General features: G+C 42.4%; 13 protein-coding genes. 4 read left to right on the forward strand and 9 right to left on the reverse strand.

The window, feature by feature from the left end:
- Positions 1-5: 5 nt before the first annotated feature.
- The 5 genes from AACM02_RS02900 to AACM02_RS02920 form a co-directional block, all read right to left on the reverse strand.
- The gene (locus AACM02_RS02900; RefSeq protein WP_339116024.1) at positions 6-3,497 is read right to left on the reverse strand and encodes a TonB-dependent receptor; all 3,492 of its coding nucleotides are present in this window, start codon (positions 3,495-3,497) and stop codon (positions 6-8) included.
- 166 nt (positions 3,498-3,663) lie between these two features.
- Entirely contained in the window at positions 3,664-4,581 is a 918-nt protein-coding gene (locus AACM02_RS02905) for a FecR domain-containing protein (RefSeq protein ID WP_339116025.1), read from the reverse strand.
- 113 nt (positions 4,582-4,694) lie between these two features.
- Positions 4,695-5,264, reverse strand: coding sequence for an RNA polymerase sigma-70 factor (locus tag AACM02_RS02910; RefSeq protein ID WP_339116026.1), 570 nt, complete (start codon positions 5,262-5,264; stop codon positions 4,695-4,697).
- Between the two features lie 29 nt (positions 5,265-5,293).
- Positions 5,294-6,832 (reverse strand): YifB family Mg chelatase-like AAA ATPase, encoded by a 1,539-nt coding sequence (locus AACM02_RS02915; RefSeq protein WP_339116027.1) that lies wholly within the window; start codon positions 6,830-6,832, stop codon positions 5,294-5,296.
- A 5-nt stretch (positions 6,833-6,837) separates the two neighbouring features.
- Positions 6,838-7,965 carry a DUF4369 domain-containing protein gene (locus AACM02_RS02920; RefSeq protein WP_339116028.1) on the reverse strand — a complete coding sequence of 376 codons (1,128 nt, stop codon included), beginning with the start codon at positions 7,963-7,965 and terminating at the stop codon, positions 6,838-6,840.
- Positions 7,966-8,197: 232 nt separating this feature from the next.
- Here AACM02_RS02920 and AACM02_RS02925 point away from each other — a divergent pair, with 232 nt between their 5' ends.
- Positions 8,198-9,187: a glycosyltransferase gene (locus AACM02_RS02925; RefSeq protein WP_339116029.1), complete on the forward strand. Its 990-nt coding sequence runs from the start codon at positions 8,198-8,200 to the stop codon at positions 9,185-9,187.
- A gap of 12 nt (positions 9,188-9,199) precedes the next feature.
- On the opposite strand, the gene upp is transcribed toward AACM02_RS02925, so the two are convergent.
- On the reverse strand, positions 9,200-9,859 hold the full coding sequence (upp, locus tag AACM02_RS02930; RefSeq protein ID WP_339116030.1) for a uracil phosphoribosyltransferase: 660 nt from the start codon (positions 9,857-9,859) through the stop codon (positions 9,200-9,202).
- Positions 9,860-10,174: 315 nt separating this feature from the next.
- On the opposite strand from upp, the gene pckA reads away from it, so the two are divergent.
- A complete protein-coding gene (gene pckA, locus AACM02_RS02935) occupies positions 10,175-11,773 on the forward strand; it encodes a phosphoenolpyruvate carboxykinase (ATP) (RefSeq protein WP_339116031.1) in 1,599 nt (532 codons plus the stop codon).
- A gap of 69 nt (positions 11,774-11,842) precedes the next feature.
- On the opposite strand, the gene AACM02_RS02940 is transcribed toward pckA, so the two are convergent.
- The 3 genes from AACM02_RS02940 to AACM02_RS02950 are packed head-to-tail and all read right to left on the reverse strand — an operon-like array spanning position 11,843 to position 14,861.
- On the reverse strand, positions 11,843-12,640 hold the full coding sequence (locus AACM02_RS02940; protein WP_339116032.1) for a DUF1080 domain-containing protein: 798 nt from the start codon (positions 12,638-12,640) through the stop codon (positions 11,843-11,845).
- An 8-nt stretch (positions 12,641-12,648) separates the two neighbouring features.
- Entirely contained in the window at positions 12,649-13,836 is a 1,188-nt protein-coding gene (locus tag AACM02_RS02945) for an acetylxylan esterase (RefSeq protein ID WP_214062513.1), read from the reverse strand.
- Positions 13,837-13,883: 47 nt separating this feature from the next.
- Positions 13,884-14,861: a DUF5106 domain-containing protein gene (locus tag AACM02_RS02950; RefSeq protein ID WP_339116033.1), complete on the reverse strand. Its 978-nt coding sequence runs from the start codon at positions 14,859-14,861 to the stop codon at positions 13,884-13,886.
- 194 nt (positions 14,862-15,055) lie between these two features.
- Here AACM02_RS02950 and AACM02_RS02955 point away from each other — a divergent pair, with 194 nt between their 5' ends.
- Both AACM02_RS02955 and AACM02_RS02960 read left to right on the forward strand, forming a co-directional pair.
- On the forward strand, positions 15,056-16,774 hold the full coding sequence (locus AACM02_RS02955) for a DNA polymerase III subunit gamma/tau (RefSeq protein ID WP_339116034.1): 1,719 nt from the start codon (positions 15,056-15,058) through the stop codon (positions 16,772-16,774).
- A gap of 14 nt (positions 16,775-16,788) precedes the next feature.
- Positions 16,789-17,466, forward strand: a complete 678-nt coding sequence (locus AACM02_RS02960; RefSeq protein ID WP_339116035.1) for a M15 family metallopeptidase — start codon at positions 16,789-16,791, stop codon at positions 17,464-17,466.
- The last annotated feature ends 3 nt before the right edge of the window (positions 17,467-17,469 follow it).

Raw genomic sequence — 17,469 nt, forward strand, 5'->3', positions numbered from 1 at the left:
TTTTTTTAAAATGTGATATTTGCGCCCAATGAAATAGACTTACTAATAGGATATATTTTTCCTGTCCCAAAATCACCACTTATTCCTTCCGGATCAAAGATTTTTGATAATTTAGTATATGTAAATAAATTATCTCCAGAAAAATAGAGATGTATTTTTTCTAAAAATATCTTTTGTGAGATTGTTTTAGGAACAGTATAACCTATTTGTGCGTTTTTTAAACGTAAGTAACTTCCATCTTGCAAATATCGGGTTTGAGTTTGTGTGTTCTTGTTATGTTCTGACGACATATACGGTTTTGGGTAAAAAGCATCTTTGTTTTCGGGAGTCCAATGATCTAAATGCTGAACAAATGAACTGCTGCCCCATTCATCTCCAGCAAATCCGAAGAACATATTTCCAGGAAGAGCTAAATCTCTTCTGCCAATTCCTTGGAATAACACAAGAAAATTTAAACCTTTCCAATTAAGTCCCATATTTATTCCATAAGAGAACCGTGGTGTTGAATTTCCTATTATTGACCGGTCACCTGGATCATCAAAAGTGTTTTCTCCAATATCTATTTTACCATCATTGTTTATATCAACATACCTCATATCTCCTTCAGTCCACTTACTATACAAATATTGCTGGCTGACTTTGGATGTCCAGTCTGTTGCATCATCATCAGAAGTAAACAATCCTCCGGAGGTATAACCCCATATCTCACCTATTTGCATTCCTTCGTAATAGGTTGTCAGTATTTTTGTTGGATTGTTGTATTCAGTAATTACCGTATTATAGTCAGATAAAATAAATGCAACATTATAACTGAAATCGGAATTTATTTTATCATTCCATCCGATACTTAACTCAAAACCTTTTGTTTCCAAAGAAGCATTGTTTTTCTTGGGAATAGCTGTCCCAATAACGGCAGGAAGGGCCTCCGATGGGCCGAACATATCTTTAGTAATTCTTTTATACCAATCAAAAATTACGTTTAATTTATTATTAAAAAGACCTGCATCGATTCCCAAATCAATTGTGGATGAAGTTTCCCAGGTTAAATCGGCGCTAATTAAATTTGGAGACTCTGAATATAAAGGTCTTCCATTATTAATATAATAAGGCAGATTACTTCGTACAGGTATTGTGCTTATATATAGATAGTTCGCTACATCTTGATTGCCCAGTTCTCCATATGAAAATCGAAGTTTTAAATTAGTGACATTATTTTTCAGACTTTTCCAGTAATGTTCTTCAGAAATGCGGTAACCTAAGGATATAGAGGGGAAAAATCCCCATCTTCTCTCAGATTGGAATCGTGATGAACCATCATATCTAAAATTTATTTCGGCCAAATATTTACCGTTGTAATCATAATTCAATCTTCCGAAAAATCCTTGTGTTGACCAATGACCCGAAGAATCGTCAATACCGGGTACTTCATCTGTCGCGGTTGATATTGAAGGAACATTATCAGAGATTAAATTTTTTCTGGTTCCGTAAAGACTGCCATAGGTTTGCAATTCTTGTTGATATCCACCCATTACTTTAAAATTATTGTCTTGAATTGATTTTTCGTAAGTGGTATAAGTATTAATTGTTGAATAATTGTCATTGCTGTAGCTTTTTGCAACTGAATTGGGACTTATTAGAATAAATGTTGTTTCATCAACATTATACCCATAAATAATAGGCTTATGATTAAAAGATTCAAAATTTGTGTTATTGAAACTATAATCAAAATAATAAAGCCAGTCTTTTGAGAATTGCAGCTCTGCTCCCAATGTAACCCAGTAATTGTTCCAACTATCTTTTGTTCCTCCATCTAGTAAAGGAAGAATTTGATTTCTGTCGTAAATATATCCATTAGGGTCATAAACCGGCATTGTTGGCCACATCCTGGCAATATTATTATAGATAGCCCCTTTGGCATCTGAAGATTCCTGTTTTGTGTTGGGGTATTTTCTATCTCGTCTGGTATATTTTGAGTCAAGCTTGAATTTAAACCAATCAGTTATTTCAAGTGAAATATTTGCATTGATATTATAACGTTTGTAAGTATCTTCCCCAAAATTCAACATACCTTCTTGATCCAGATAACCCATAGATGCATAATAGGTCGCTTTTTGGGTACCTCCACTTACATTCAATGAGTGTGTTTGATGTAATGCGTTCTTTTTAAACCAGACTGGGTACCAATCTACATTCGCATTTGATAAGGTGTAGGCGCCCCATCTGTTCCATTTAGCATGATTCGGAGCATAGCGTTGGGTGGGGGGAGTATTGACCGGATCCTCAATATATTGTCTGATCAATTTCAGACCTTCTTCATTAAATAATGGAGATCTACCCGAATTTTCAGCGGCATAATTCCAAGAATTTGCGAAATCAATTGAAGATGACATTTTCGGTAAAGAAGTTGGAGAAACCCAACTGAAGTTATTAGAATAATTGAGTTTAATCTTATCGTCTTTATTGCCTTTCTTTGTCGTTATTAATATAACACCATAAGCTGCTCTCGAGCCATAAATAGCAGAAGAAGCTGCATCTTTTAATACCGATATACTTTCAATGTCGTTGGGGTTAATATCCATTATATCTACCGGTATATTATCTACCAGTATATAGGGCGCTCCACCAGAAATACTAGTTGTGCCTCTGATGTTCCAATTCAGGTCGTTGCCTAACTCCCCGCCTCGAGATGTGGTAGTAATGTTCAGATTAGGAATTACTCCTTGTAAGGCCTGCGAAACATTTGCAACCGGTCTATTTTCAAGGATCTTTCCGTCAACGGTAGCAACAGCTCCCGTCAGATTGACTTTCTTCATTGTTCCATATCCCACAACAACCACTTCCTCTAATGCCTGTGTATCTTCTATAAGAGTAATGTTAAAAACGGATTTTCCGGCAGTGGCTATACTTTGCTCCAAGTATCCGATATACGAAATATGAATAGTAGCATTGTCTTCTACACTTAGTGAAAATCCTCCGTCCACATCTGTAACGGTTCCGTTGGTTGTTCCAGCTTCAATAATGTTGGCGCCTATAATAGGTACACCGGCTGCATCAACAATGGTTCCGCTAATGGTTTTTTTCTGCTGCTGTATTGCTTCGGTAACGGTGTTTATTTGACTATATATTTCCTTGGGAGAAAGGATGATTTGCGAACCTTTCACTTCATAGTCCACATTTTCAGATTTAAAAAGCCTCTCCAGTACAGCGGAAATAGCGGCATTCCTTACCCGTACGCTCACCTTCCGGTCAACATTAATTAACCGGTTGTTGTACAGGAAGTAATAATCGGATTTCTCCTCAATGGTTTGCAATACTTTCTCGATGGTTGAATTTTTCATGTCCAGCGAAATTTTGGCGTCTTGAGAATAGATGTGTTCAGCTTGCAGTTGAAAAGTGAGCACGAGCAGTAGTAAAAGCGTTATTCTCATAGCAATAGGGATTTTTTTTAATAAAGCATAAAAAAGGTGTGCTTTTTGGTTGATTGATTTATTATTCATACTTTTACATTGTTATTAAATTCATTTTATGGGTTTAGTAATTGATTGCCTGGCGGTGAGGTGAGATTTTCCGCGATGGCAATGTAAATCATGGGCGGGAGGGGTATTTACTCTCCCGTTTTTTTTGTATTTCAATTGGTATTTATCTTGTCATAGGCGGTCCTCCTTATTTCGATTTTATGATTACTTCTCTTCGTGTGAATGTTTTATTGTTTAACTGTTTTTGTTTGGATATGGAATAGGTAATGGGGGCCGACCGTTTCAGCAGGTCGAGGATGTCCTCGAGCGTCTCGTCGGTAAAAGTGGCCGTGTATTCATACCCTTTAAGCCTGTTGCCCTCAAGACGTATATCTACTCCGAATTTGCGCGAGAGCCTGGTTGCAATCTTATCCAGTTTTTCCCGGCGGAACACCATTTTCCCGTCTTTCCAGGCTGTTTCTACATAGGTATCTGCCGTTACCACATGGATATTACCGGTTTTAACCTGGAGGATCGCCTTTTCGTCAACCACCAACGTTTCCGTTGCTTTTGAGCCGATTTCAGAAGAGACCTCTACATGCCCGCTTGCCAAAGTAACTTCGTGGGTTGCTTCATTTTCATATGCATTTACGTTAAATTCCGTTCCGTAAGCGCTGACGACCATTTTCTGGGGTGTTTCCACATTAAAACGGTGTTTCTTGTCGGAGGTTACTTTGAAATAAGCTTCTCCAGAAAGTTGAACCCTGCGTTCTTTTTCTGTGAAACGTTGTGGATAGGTAAGTGAGCTTAACGCATTCAGCCATACTTCGCTTCCGTCCGGAAGTATGGTTTTTGTCACCATCCCCGGAGCAGAGGTGACCGTAATGGTTTCTACGATGGACCCGCTTTTTTTGAGAATGGGATAGAGCGTATACTGGTATACCAGAAACAGGGGAAGAAGAATCGCGGCCGTATTTCTCAGGTAGTTGAAGAACAAGCGCCTGTTCCGATCGGACGTGATGCGTTTCCGCAATTGTTCCCAATCAGCTGCAGCGTCTATCGTTTTTTGTTTCTCGTAGTTCTCCAGTAAAGCATTCAAAGAATTGGGATTCTCCTTTTCAATCATCTCGTTTTTGACATTTATATATACTTGACGAACAACTCCCGGGTTACCCTATAAAAAAAGTGAAGTTTTTTAAGGAAAGTAAAAATTTAACAATGTGGGGTGAAAAGGAATATCTATATAAACAGCAGTAAAAAGGTTAGGTAATCACGCAATTCAATGCGTAAAATTTTTAATGCCCTACTGATATAGGATTCAATGGTTTTTGGGGAAACCTCCATTTTATCGGCTATGGCAAGGTAGGTCATTCCCTTAAAGCGACTCATCTCGAACGCTTCACGCACGTTGGGCGGTAGTTTTGCCAATGCTTCGCCAATAGTGGTTTCCAACTCTTTTAAGGTATATACTTCTTCCGGTGAAGTGTGAATGACAGACAACATGTTTTCTTCTTGATAGCGGTTTTCTACTTCCTGCTTCCGTAGATAGTCCGTACAATGGTTGCGGACGGAAGTAATCAGAAAATTGCGAAAAGAAACGGTTATATCCATGCTTTTCCGGTTTTTCCAAATTTTAAAAAAAACATCCTGCACAACGTCTCTGGCTGTTTCTTCCTGTGTGATATACCGCATGGCAAATACACACAGTGCCGGATAAAATTCGAGAAAAAGTTCCCTGAAGGCCTGCTCATCGTCCCGAAAAGCAACTTTTCGAAACAGGTTCTCATATATTGTATCTTTTTCTTTCATTCTTTCTCCTTACTTCTTTCCGTTTCAAATCACCCCGCCCAAACCTCCCTGTCGAGATTGCGGTAGTTGATTGCTTCCGCCAGATGAACCGGTAAGACATGGGGGCTGGCTTCCAGATCGGCAATGGTCCGGGAAACTTTCAGTATCCTGTCGTAGGCCCTTGCCGATAGGCTAAGCCTGTCCATGGCGGTTCTGAGTAATTGCAGTCCCGCTGCATCGGGAGTAGCATATTCGAGCAGCATTCTCGATGTCATTTGCGCATTGCAATATATGCCGGGAGTTTTTCTAAACCGTTCCGCCTGAATCCGGCGGGCTTTTACCACACGTTTACTGATTTCTGCACTGCGTTCGGCCGGAGTGCTGTCGGATAGCTTTTCGAACGCGACCGGTACGATTTCGATATGGATATCGATCCTGTCCAGTAAAGGTCCTGAGATTCTGTTTAAATATTTCTGTACGGCTCCTCCCGGACAGACACACGCTTTATCGGGATGGTTGTAATAACCACAAGGGCAGGGATTCATGGCCGAAACCATCATAAAGCTCGCAGGGTACTCCACGGAATATTTGGCGCGGGAAATTGTTATTTTTCGGTTTTCCAATGGCTGACGCATCACTTCGAGAACATTTCGATTAAACTCCGGAAGTTCATCCAAAAACAGCACTCCGTTGTGGGCCAAACTGATTTCACCCGGTTGAGGATCGGCTCCGCCACCGACCATGGCTACATTACTGATGGTATGGTGTGGGGACCGGAATGGCCTGCGCGACATAAGGGAGATGCCTTTTTCCAGTTTGCCGGCAACGCTGTGTATCTTTGTGGTTTCGAGTGCCTCTTCAAGGCTGAAAGGGGGGAGGATAGAGGGCATTCGTTTCGCCATCATCGATTTCCCTGCGCCGGGAGGCCCTACCATAATTATATTGTGGCTACCTGCAGCCGCTACTTCCAACGCGCGTTTCACATTTTCCTGTCCTTTTACATCGCTGAAGTCGAACTCGAAATTCGACTGGCTCTGCAAAAACTCCTGCCCTATATCTGCGGTTGTTTTTTCAAGCTCAAGTTCATTGTTTGCAAAACCGACGACCTGACGGATATTTTCTACCCCGTAAACCTCCAATCCTTCCACAACAGCTGCTTCTTTAGCATTTTCCGTAGGAAGGATGAACCCTTTGAATCCGTTTTCCTTAGCCATGATAGCTATAGGTAAGGCACCTTTGATGGGCAGGATATTTCCGTCGAGCGATAACTCACCCATGATAAGGTAATCGGGCAGTTTATCCGCCATAATGGTTTCGGAGGTGGCCAGTATGCCTATCGCCAGGGGTAGGTCGTAAGCTGATCCCTCCTTCCGGATATCCGCCGGAGACATGTTGATCACAATTTGTTGCCGGGGATACTTAAAACCGCTTACCTGAATGGCGGATACAATCCTTTTGTGGCTTTCTTTCACTGATGCATCGGGCAAACCCACCAGAAAGAACTTGATCCCCTTTGTGCAATTTACCTCAATAGTTATAAGTGTGGCATTTATACCTTGTACTGCCGCACCAAAAACCTTGACCAGCATGGCATTTAACGATTGTTTTTTACAGAATTTTTAAGTGCATTTTCCACTGCGATGGCCGGGACGTTTCTGTCGCTGATGATGCCGGCAGGGGAAATAAGGATATTGTTCGGAATGAACTCAATATTGTATGCTTCCACGATGTCTGAAGCCCAGCTTTTTTTCTCCGGTACAACGGTCCACGGGATAGAATCGTTTTCAATATAACTGATGGGATAAATATCGGAATCGATATATACGGAAATGAACTCCACGCTGTCTTTGTTAACATCCCTGTAGGTTTGCTTGAGTGATTGAATCGTTTCGCGGGAGTCGATTCCTGTAGTTGAGATGAAAGACAACAAGAGGTATTTTCCCCGGTAATCGTACGATTGTATGGTGTCGCCCGATTTATCAACCAGCCGGAAGTAAGGCATAGATGAACCTTCTGCGGAGCGGTTGATTTTTTCGGAATAAGCCTTCAGGTTCAACCCCATTTTCGATTTCAGTATATCCCCCTGCATATATTCCAATACACGGCTAAACCCTTTCGGATTTTCCGAGTTGGCAAAAAACTCGTTGATAAGAATCAGGCTCGATATTTTTGTGGGATTTTTTTTGACCTGCTCTTCGGCATTTAATGTCAACTCCTGATTGAAAGAGTTGATCTTGGCTATTTCGTCAGCATTGGCTAAGATCCTATTATTGGACGCGGAGTTCGATTCTTTTTCTTCTTTCAGGTTACGAAGTAAAAGCGTACGTTGTTGAAGCAGCTCTTTGTTTGATTCTTTAAACAACGTGAGGTCGTTGTTTATTTCGTTTCCGTTTACTTTGATTAAATCGGACAGTTGCGCATCCCCTTTGATGGATATGTTATCTTTCGGATGGGCAAAAACCATGACTGAAGAACTTTGGTTGTTGAAATACAACGAAAATACAGTAAGGGTATCTATAGTATTTTTATACGTAAATCTGCCGCGTTTATCGCTCATGATGGTGTCGATAGCGAGGGTATCGCCGGCGAAATAAGAAACCAGAACCTGGGGATTTTCCAGGCTGGAGATGTCACCTTTAAGCGCAACCCCATTTTCGTTGTTTTTGCAGGAAAACAACAATGTGCAGATAATGATTAATATGGACAACTTTACAAACTTCACTCGATTGATTTTTTTGTTTCTTCTAACTCAGCTTTACCTTTCCCTGATTTTCCAACTGTTCCTCCCGAAATAGTAAAACGTTGAAAGTTGACAAAGATAAAGATTAATTTTAAGAATTCTATATATTTTCACATATTTTTAATACTTTTTATAAAATCACAGAAATGGCTGGGATTACAGATAAAATCATTTAATTTAATTAGTTTTGCACTGTAATTCCAATTTCGTGAACATGAATTTTTCTGTTGTTATCCCTGTTTACAATCGTCCGGAAGAAGTTGACGAGCTTTTAGACAGTTTAACCCGACAATCCGGCAAGAATTTTGAAGTAATCATTGCCGAAGATGGGTCGTCTGAGAAGTGCGATGGTATAGTCCAGAAATATGTATCGCAACTCCCTGTTGTTTATTTTGAGAAACCTAATTCCGGTCCTGGGCTGACCCGAAACGCTGGTGCCAAAAAAGCGAAGTATGACTACCTCATTTTTTTTGATTCCGACTGTATTATCCCCGAACACTACATGGAGTATGTCTCTTTTTACCTGGAAAGGAATTTTGTTGATGCCTACGGTGGCCCTGATAATGCGTTGCCCTCTTTTACAACGGTACAGAAAGCTATAAATTATTCCATGACCTCTTTTTTTACTACCGGAGGTATTCGCGGCGGAAAAAAATCGATGGATAAGTTTCATCCCCGGAGTTTCAACCTGGGGGTCTCCAAAAAAGCGTTCGAAGCCCTTGGCGGGTACGGTAAGATGCGTTTTGGGGAAGACATCGATTTCAGCCTCCGGCTGCTTAAAAAAGGATTTGGAACGGCACTTATTCCCGAAGCATATGTTTATCATAAACGCCGGTCGACCTTCAGGCAGTTTTTCAAGCAAGTTTACAATTCAGGAATAGCCCGGATCAATTTGCACCTGGCGCACCCGGGTTCATTAAGATTAGTACACTTTCTGCCATCGTTCTTCGTAACAGTGATGGTTCTTTCCCTGCTTTTATCCTTTTTTTACCCGGTCGTTGTGCTTGCTCCCGCATTATACAGCTTGCTGGTACTGATCGACTCAACCGCAAGAAACAACTCGTTGAGGGTCGGCTTTTACAGTATTGCAGCTGCCTGGACACAACTTTTCGGATACGGTGCAGGATTCATCTCTGCGATCTGGAAACGATTAATCCTGAAAAAAGGAGAATTCAACGCTTTTGAGAAAAAATTTTATGAGTAGTAGTCTATCAACCTAAATCTTCTCCCCGTAGGCCAAATCGCCTGCATCGCCAATTCCCGGTACGATATAAGAGGATTCATTTAATTCCGGATCAATAGCTGCGACCCATATGGTGGTTTTATCTTCAGGAAAATGTTGGGTGCAATAATCCACAGCCTGCTGGCTGGCAATAATGGATGCAATATGAATCCTCCGAGGTGTTCCCTTCGTTAGTAAAGATCTGTACGTCAGCTCCATGCTGCTTCCTGTGGCCAGCATTGGATCGGTAAGGATAAGCGTTTTTCCATCAATACTGGGCGAGGCAATGTATTCGATATGAATATCAAACGATTGATGCCCTGTTTCCTTGTATTTCCGGTAAGCCGACACAAACGCATTTCCGGCACAATCAAAATAGTTCAGCACGCCATGATGATAAGGTAATCCTGCCCGTAAAATGGTGCCGATAACAATCTCTTCATCGGGGACAGAAACTTCGGCCACGTCGAGAGGGGTGGTTACGGATATTGTTTTGTAGCTTAAATCCTTACTGATTTCATAAGCCATTATTTCACCGATCCTTTCTAAATTTCTACGGAATCTGAGCCTGTCGTTCTGGATGGTTATGTCTCTTATTTCACGGACAAAAGAATTCAGGAGTGAGTTGTTTTTCGAAAAATCAATTACATTCATTGTTGTAATAACAAATTGTTCATACTATCTTTTTTCGAAAAACAAAGGTAATATTTTTGGTCTCAACGATAAACATTTTCACCGTTTTTTTGTTCCATTTACTTGAGTGTTTTTTTCTCAGGAAAGAAATTTGGGTTAAAACAGGAATAATTAAAGAAATTTTTCTTTAATTACTTTATTATCTCAACTTAATTAATTATTTTTGTCGCCGTTTTAGGATATCGTTGATGTTTTAGGATGTTATTCACAAGTAAAACGGTTTGAGCAGATAGAGATTTATTCACACATTTATATTCACAAACAATTATTATTAACATGGCAAATTTAGATTTAAGCAAGTATGGAATTGTAGGCAACTTCGAGATCCTTCACAATCCTACTTACGAAGAGTTATTTCAGGCGGAAATTGATCCGGCCAATGAAGGTTTTGAAAAAGGCGTGCTGACTTCAACCGGTGCAGTAGCAGTGGATACCGGAAAATTTACAGGCCGCTCACCCAAAGACAAATTCATCGTAATGGACGACACTACCAGAGACACGCTTTGGTGGGACGGTACCATCAACCGCCCGACTACTCCCGAGGTGTTCGACCACTGTAAAGATCTCGTGACAACTCAGCTTTCAACAGCTAAAAAATTGTATGTTGTTGATACGTTCTGCGGCACCAACGAAGATACCCGTATGAAAGTGCGTTTTGTGATGGAAGTAGCCTGGCAGGCACACTTTGTGACCAATATGTTTATTCGTCCTTCACACTACGAGCTGGCAAACTATGGTGAGCCTGATTTTGTTAGCTTAAACGGTTCCAAAACCAGCAATCCAAACTGGAAAGAACAAGGTCTGAATTCAGAAGTATTTACGTTGTTTGATCTTACTCGTAAGATGCAGGTAATCGGCGGTACCTGGTACGGAGGTGAAATGAAAAAAGGTATTTTTGCCCTTATGAACTATTATTTGCCATTGAAAGGTATTGCTTCTATGCACTGCTCGGCTAACGTAGGTACAGAAGGAGACGTAGCCATTTTCTTCGGGCTTTCGGGAACGGGAAAAACGACTCTTTCAGCAGACCCGAAACGTTATCTGATCGGTGACGACGAGCACGGCTGGGACGATCACGGTGTATTCAACTACGAAGGTGGTTGCTACGCCAAGGTTATTGATCTGGAAAAAGACAAAGAACCCGATATCTGGAGAGCTATTCGTCGCGATGCATTGCTGGAAAACGTAACTGTCCTTCCTGACGGAACTCCCGATTACTCCGCTGCCGCTTCAAAAACAGAGAACACACGTGTTTCTTACCCCATCTATCACATCAGTAAAATTGTTTCTCCATCTCGCGCAGGACATGCGAGCAAAATCATTTACCTGTCGGCTGACGCGTTTGGCGTATTGCCCCCGGTATCTATTTTGGATGAGAAATCAGCTCAATATCACTTCCTCTCCGGCTTTACTTCAAAGCTAGCAGGCACTGAACGCGGTATCACCGAGCCAGTTCCTTCGTTCTCTCCCGCATTTGGTGAAGCATTCCTGACCCTGCACCCGACTATGTACGCAAAAACATTGATTGGAAAAGCACAAGAACACAATGCAAAAGTTTACCTGGTAAACACAGGCTGGAACGGAACAGGAAAGCGCATCTCTTTGAAGAATACACGTGCCATCATTGACGCCATCATCGATGGTTCAATTGAAGAAGCTGAAACCATTCACATTCCTATTTTGAATCTGGTTGCTCCTACTGCATTGAACAATGTGGACACTGAAATTCTTGACCCGCGCAATACTTACGCTGATGTTGCCGAGTGGGAAGCAAAAGCCAAATCGCTTGCGGCCAAATATATCAAAAACTTTGAGCAATATTGCGACAACGACGATGCGTTGGCGTTAGTTGCGTCCGGACCGCAATTGGACTAAACGTAACCGATTAAAAAAAAAATCCCGCCTCCTTTCGTGAGAGCGGGATTTTTTATTCAGTCAAGAAAGTCAATCGTCCAGTTTCATTATCTCCACTTTCCTAAAATCAATGGGGTGCCCTTCGCTTTGAAGCGAGATGGTCCCTTTGCTCAGCATTTTGTCGCCACCGTTCATCACGATAAGTTTGGCGTAGGTCGCATCCCTTTCATCCAACTGTGGGCGGTTGTACTGTAAAACCGTATCGCCGTTGATAATATGACTAATAACATTGTTTCCCCTGACCTCTACTTCGGCCGTTATCCAATCTTCACCGTAGAAGTTTTCCGAGGAAGAGTTGATGCAATGATCAAGGATCAACTGATCGTCCATGACGATATTTGTTCCGGGTGTGCAAACATTCATATTGGTCCTTTGCACCAGGGAGTCGCTGGCCAGCAACTGTACCTCAATGGAAGTGGGAAAATCCTGGTCTTTTTCCATTGACTCCGGTGTCTGCCCGTGTACCATGATTCCGGAGTTTTTATACGCCCATCCGGGTGCTCCCGGACATTGCTCGCCAACGATACGGTATTCTACTCGCAGTTTATAATGCGAAAACTCATCGTTGTAAAACAGGTGGCCGAAACGGTCGCGTAACGAGTCATACTGTTCGTAACGTACCTTTATCATGCCTTCTTCCACCCGGAATGTATTGCCGAAATTGTCGCCCGCATCGTAACCTTTAATTTTTACCGTCCAACCGGTTAAATCGGTTCCGTTGAAGAGAGGAGTCCAACCGCTGGATGCATCGCTGCTTTTTTTCTGGCTGCAGGATATCAGAATGAATGCCGCGGTCGTGGCACCCAAAAGTGACCATACTTGTTTCATGCTATATTCTATTTTTTGTTGTTGTTCTTAAAATATTCGTCGGCAAACTTGACGAACTGTTTCCAGTCGAAAAGATTCATGTTGTGGATGCCGTCTCGGTTATGAAAGCCCAACGGCAACTGAATGACCTGTTCGTTGTTCGGGGGCATGTTGGCGGGTAAACTTGTTTTGAGGCCAAACAGGCTGAAAACCGGTTGTGCGGCAACCAGAGCCAGGTATTGTCCTTTGGGGTCCGCCCACGAATCATCGGCTGCACTGGCGACATAGACTGCCCGGGGAGCCATTAATGCCAGCAGCATATGTTGGTCAACAGGCAGGTTTCCTTCGTTGTTGGCGAAAGCAGCATATCCCGGAACAAACCAATGCGGGAAGTTACGGGTAATTACTTCCACTGTTTCTCCAAAATTCCTGCGGGAGATTTTTGCGCCCGAGTTTCCCGACTCGTTCGATACGGCAATGGCTACCCGTCTATCTTGTGCTCCGCACCAAAGTGCAGCTTTGCCCCCACGGGAATGTCCAACAACAATTACCTTACTGGCATCTATATCCTTATCGGTTTCAAAATAATCGATTATCCGGCTGACGCCCCAGCCCCAGGCGCCTAATGCACGCATTCCGTTTGGTTGCAGGGTTTGCTCGGGATAAAGTTTGGTGAGAATTTGATTTACGTAGTCTGTTTTGTGATCCGGTGCGACGTCCTTTACATCAAATCCGGCAATGGCATAGCCAGAGTTCACAATCTCTTCGGCAGGCCAGAACTCATTTTCGGGTGATGCTTGCATCGTATCCAGTCCGCGGTGGTTAATCGTCAGGAATACAGGAACCGGCTTTTTTATTTTGTTGGGGATAAACAAGTGGACCTGAACAGTAATAACTTTTTTGTTCCGGATAACGTCAACAGCTACCTGCTTATAGGTGGCCTTTCCGTTCAATGCCTTGTAGTTTTGTTCCAACACCTTGAATTCGATTTTATCGAAATCCTTGGGAACCTGCCCGTACACGTTATCCTCAAAAAGTTTTAGAATTTCTGGACGGCGGATCCTGTCCCAGTCTTCCGCAGACACGATTTCTTTGCCGTTTTGAGCCTTTAGCAGTTCCGGTAATACATAGCTGCCGGCTTTGGTTTCATCGTAGTTCTGGGCAAACAGCGTTGTTGTTAACGTAAACAACAGCAGGTAAAGTATCTCTTTTTTCATTTCCATGGAGTTTGAAGTGTAAAATTATTGGTAAAAGGAGTTCCTGACTAATTAGGCTTTGCAAAAAACGACTCAATGGCTTCAATGGAGGTGTCTTTAAGGATCACCTTCTTGTCTTTGTCCAGCAAATACAGCGTTGGAATGGCTTTAATGTCGTACAGTTTCTGTTTGGTAATAGTTGTTTCTTTATCGTACGAGTGTATCCAGTTTGCAGGCATCTGCGGTAAATATGATCTCCATTCGTCGATATCTGCATCGGGATAAACGGTTAATACGGTTATCATTGTGCGGGTAGGCGAGTTCATTGAAAAAGCCTTGTTAAGAGTGACTGACTTTGTTAGCACATCGGTAACAGAGGCACAAGTAGAACATCCGGGATTTGAAAACATCAAAACAAGGTATTCACTTTTGATGGAGTGCATCCTTTGTGATTCTCCCGAAGCCAGTGTGTAGGCGAAGTCATTGGCCGTCTCTCCCACGCGGTTTTTCATTACCATCTCGAATTGGAACCGGTACCTGGATTTATCCGTTTCGGATAGAATTTCGGAATTTACCAACTCCTGCAAAACGGGAATGTAAAACTCTTCGTTGCGGAATGGGGAATTGGCACCGTAGAAATATTTATCGAACAGCGTGCCAAAATAAGTATACATGGTGTTGTTCGCTTCGGCTTTCCTTAACGTGTGGTTGAGCGATTCTTTGGTTCTGTCGAACGGAACATAAGAAAGAATATTGATATAATCCACGAAAGCCTGCTCTGTAATTTCAGGACGAAGTGTGAGCTTTTCGTCGGAAAAATCGAACCTGTCCCAGTAGTGCATCACAAGATATACGGCACGGGCATCGGAATTGGTCATCTCTTCAGGGATGTATGGCAAAACAAAGGTGTCGGGAACGATGGATTGTTCCCGTTTCAAAGAATCTTCACCGATAGTGTCGATCTGAGCTTTCTTGCTCGATGAGCAGGCATAGATCATAAGAAAAGCGGTAAGTACGAAAAATGATTTTAGAGAATATTGATTCATAATTCATTCGGTTTCATCAGGCTATTTGAGTCGCCTTCGCTCAAGCAAGTCTGGCCCTGTCTCGCTTAGCGAAATAGCTCTTTTTGTTTGGTGTAAAAGTACAAAAATTTCATTGAAGTTCTCAAGCTATTCATCAAATGAATAGAGATTTTGAGTTTTTTTCGTACATTTGTCTTTCATAATTTCAGGAAAAAATGGACAATTATGTTGTTTCGGCGAGGAAATACAGGCCGGTGACTTTTCGCTCAGTGGTGGGGCAGGAGGCATTGACCACTACGCTTAAAAATGCCATTACAGGAAATAAACTCGCTCATGCTTATCTGTTTTGCGGCCCGCGGGGTGTGGGAAAGACAACGTGTGCCCGTATTTTTGCCAAAACCATCAACTGCCTGAATCCGACACCTGAACATGAAGCCTGCAATCAATGTGAATCGTGTGTGGCTTTCGATGAACAACGTTCCTACAACATTCACGAACTGGATGCCGCGTCCAACAACTCCGTGGATGATATCCGTTCGCTTATTGATCAGGTACGCATTCCACCTCAGATAGGGAAATACAAAGTGTATATTATAGATGAGGTTCATATGCTCTCCACATCGGCATTCAACTCTTTTCTCAAAACACTGGAGGAGCCTCCTGCACATGCTATTTTCATTTTGGCAACTACGGAGAAGCATAAAATTATTCCTACCATTCTTTCACGCTGCCAGGTGTATGATTTCAACCGCATCAGCGTTGCCGATATGGTGAATCATTTACAATATGTTGCGCAGAAGGAAAATGTTTCTGCCGAACCCGAAGCATTAAACATCATCGCGCAGAAAGCGGACGGGGGGATGCGTGATGCGCTTTCCATTTTTGATCAAACAGTAAGTTATACAGCGGGAAATGTTACGTATAAATCGGTGATTGAGAACCTCAACGTGCTCGACTTCGAATACTATTTCAAGCTTACCGATGCCATCGTTGCGGGAAGTGTGGTAGATTGCCTGTTGGTTCTGAACGATATTTTGAACCGGGGATTCGAGGGGCAGTATGTAATTAGCGGAATAACGTCGCATTTTCGCGATTTACTGGTTTGTAAAGATCCCGTAACTGCAACATTGTTCGAAGTGGGAGCATCTATTCGTGAAAAGTATGTTGCCACCGCAAAACAGTGCAGTAACGCGTTTTTATATAAAGCCATTGAGATGGCCAACGATTGCGACCTGAACTATCGCATGAGTAAAAACAAACGCTTGTTGCTCGAGCTGACCCTTATCAAGCTTTGTCAGTTATCGGAAAATTCCGAAGATCCTAAAAACCTTAACCCCGTGACTCCATCGGAAAAAGTTCATCCGAAAACAAAAACACAACCTGTTCAAATTTCCGGGACTGTTTCCGAACCAAAACCGGAAATTAAACCCCTGCCCGTAATCCCAGGTGAAAAGAAGTCAGCTGTAACAACGATTGCGGGATTGGGTGTTTCGTTGTCATCATTGACGGAAGAGAATCCGGAAAAACCGGTAGAGAAAAGCATTTCTCTGCAGGCGGAACCCGGGCAGAACAACCGGCTCTTTACCGAAGAAGAGTTGCAAAAAGCCTGGCAAGAATTTGCTGAGAATTTGGTCGAGGAAAAGCTGCTGAGAAATACGATGATGCTTTATAAGCCCAAGATGCTGGGAAACACTGTTTTTGAGGTGGAAGTGAACACGGAAATCAACAAGAATTACCTGGATGATTATGGCAACGTAATCTTAGCCTACTTACGGGAGAGTTTGCAGAACGATGATATTACGATGACCATTAAAATTTCAGAAGCAACCGTGGTTAAGAAACCCCTGACTTCGAGAGAAATTTTTGATGAACTGGTACAGAAAAACCCTTCGTTGCAAAAGTTATCCGATGAATTTGATCTGGAGTTGAGCTGAAATGATCGCTTGCTTTGAAAAGTCAACACAACATAGTTTTCTTTTTTATCGGATTTGCGGTGTTGCTCTGTTCGGTCCAGTCCTGTAAGAAGAACGGAACAGAACAGACCCGGACAGGCTCCCTGCTTACTCAGGCCGGTACCGTTGAACCCCTGGATTCCGTTATTGTCGACTCCCGGTTAACTTTCCAGGAAGCAACAGCAGGGACGAAAGCTCCAAAATCTATTCTGGATGAATTGATTCTTATGGATGTCCTGTATAAATCAACGGATCAAAGGTTGCATCAAGGACAAATACTGACCAACAAAAAAATCGAAAACGACATTCGGGATATGTTCGTGTTTATGCTCGAAAATGATTTCGTCATCGAAAAAGCCATTCCCATTGTACATTACCGCTGGAGTGACAGCTTGTCTATGGAGGACAACAATACGTACAGCTTTTGTTACCGCAATGTTTCTTATTCAAAGCACGCCCGGGGAATGGCGATTGATATAAATCCGCGTTTCAATCCGTTACGGTGGAAAAACGCAAACGGCTCCAGCCAGCCTGAAAATGCCGTGCTGGACACGACCGTTAACGGGACGCTATACCCCGGGCATGTGGTGGCAGAGGAGTTCGGAAGACTTGGTTTCCGGTGGGGACACTCTTTCTCAAAGTACTACGACGACCATCATTTTGAGAAAAGGTGAAGC

Source organism: Petrimonas sp., from assembly GCF_963921705.1.
Classification (GTDB): Bacteria; Bacteroidota; Bacteroidia; order Bacteroidales; family Dysgonomonadaceae; genus Petrimonas; species Petrimonas sulfuriphila.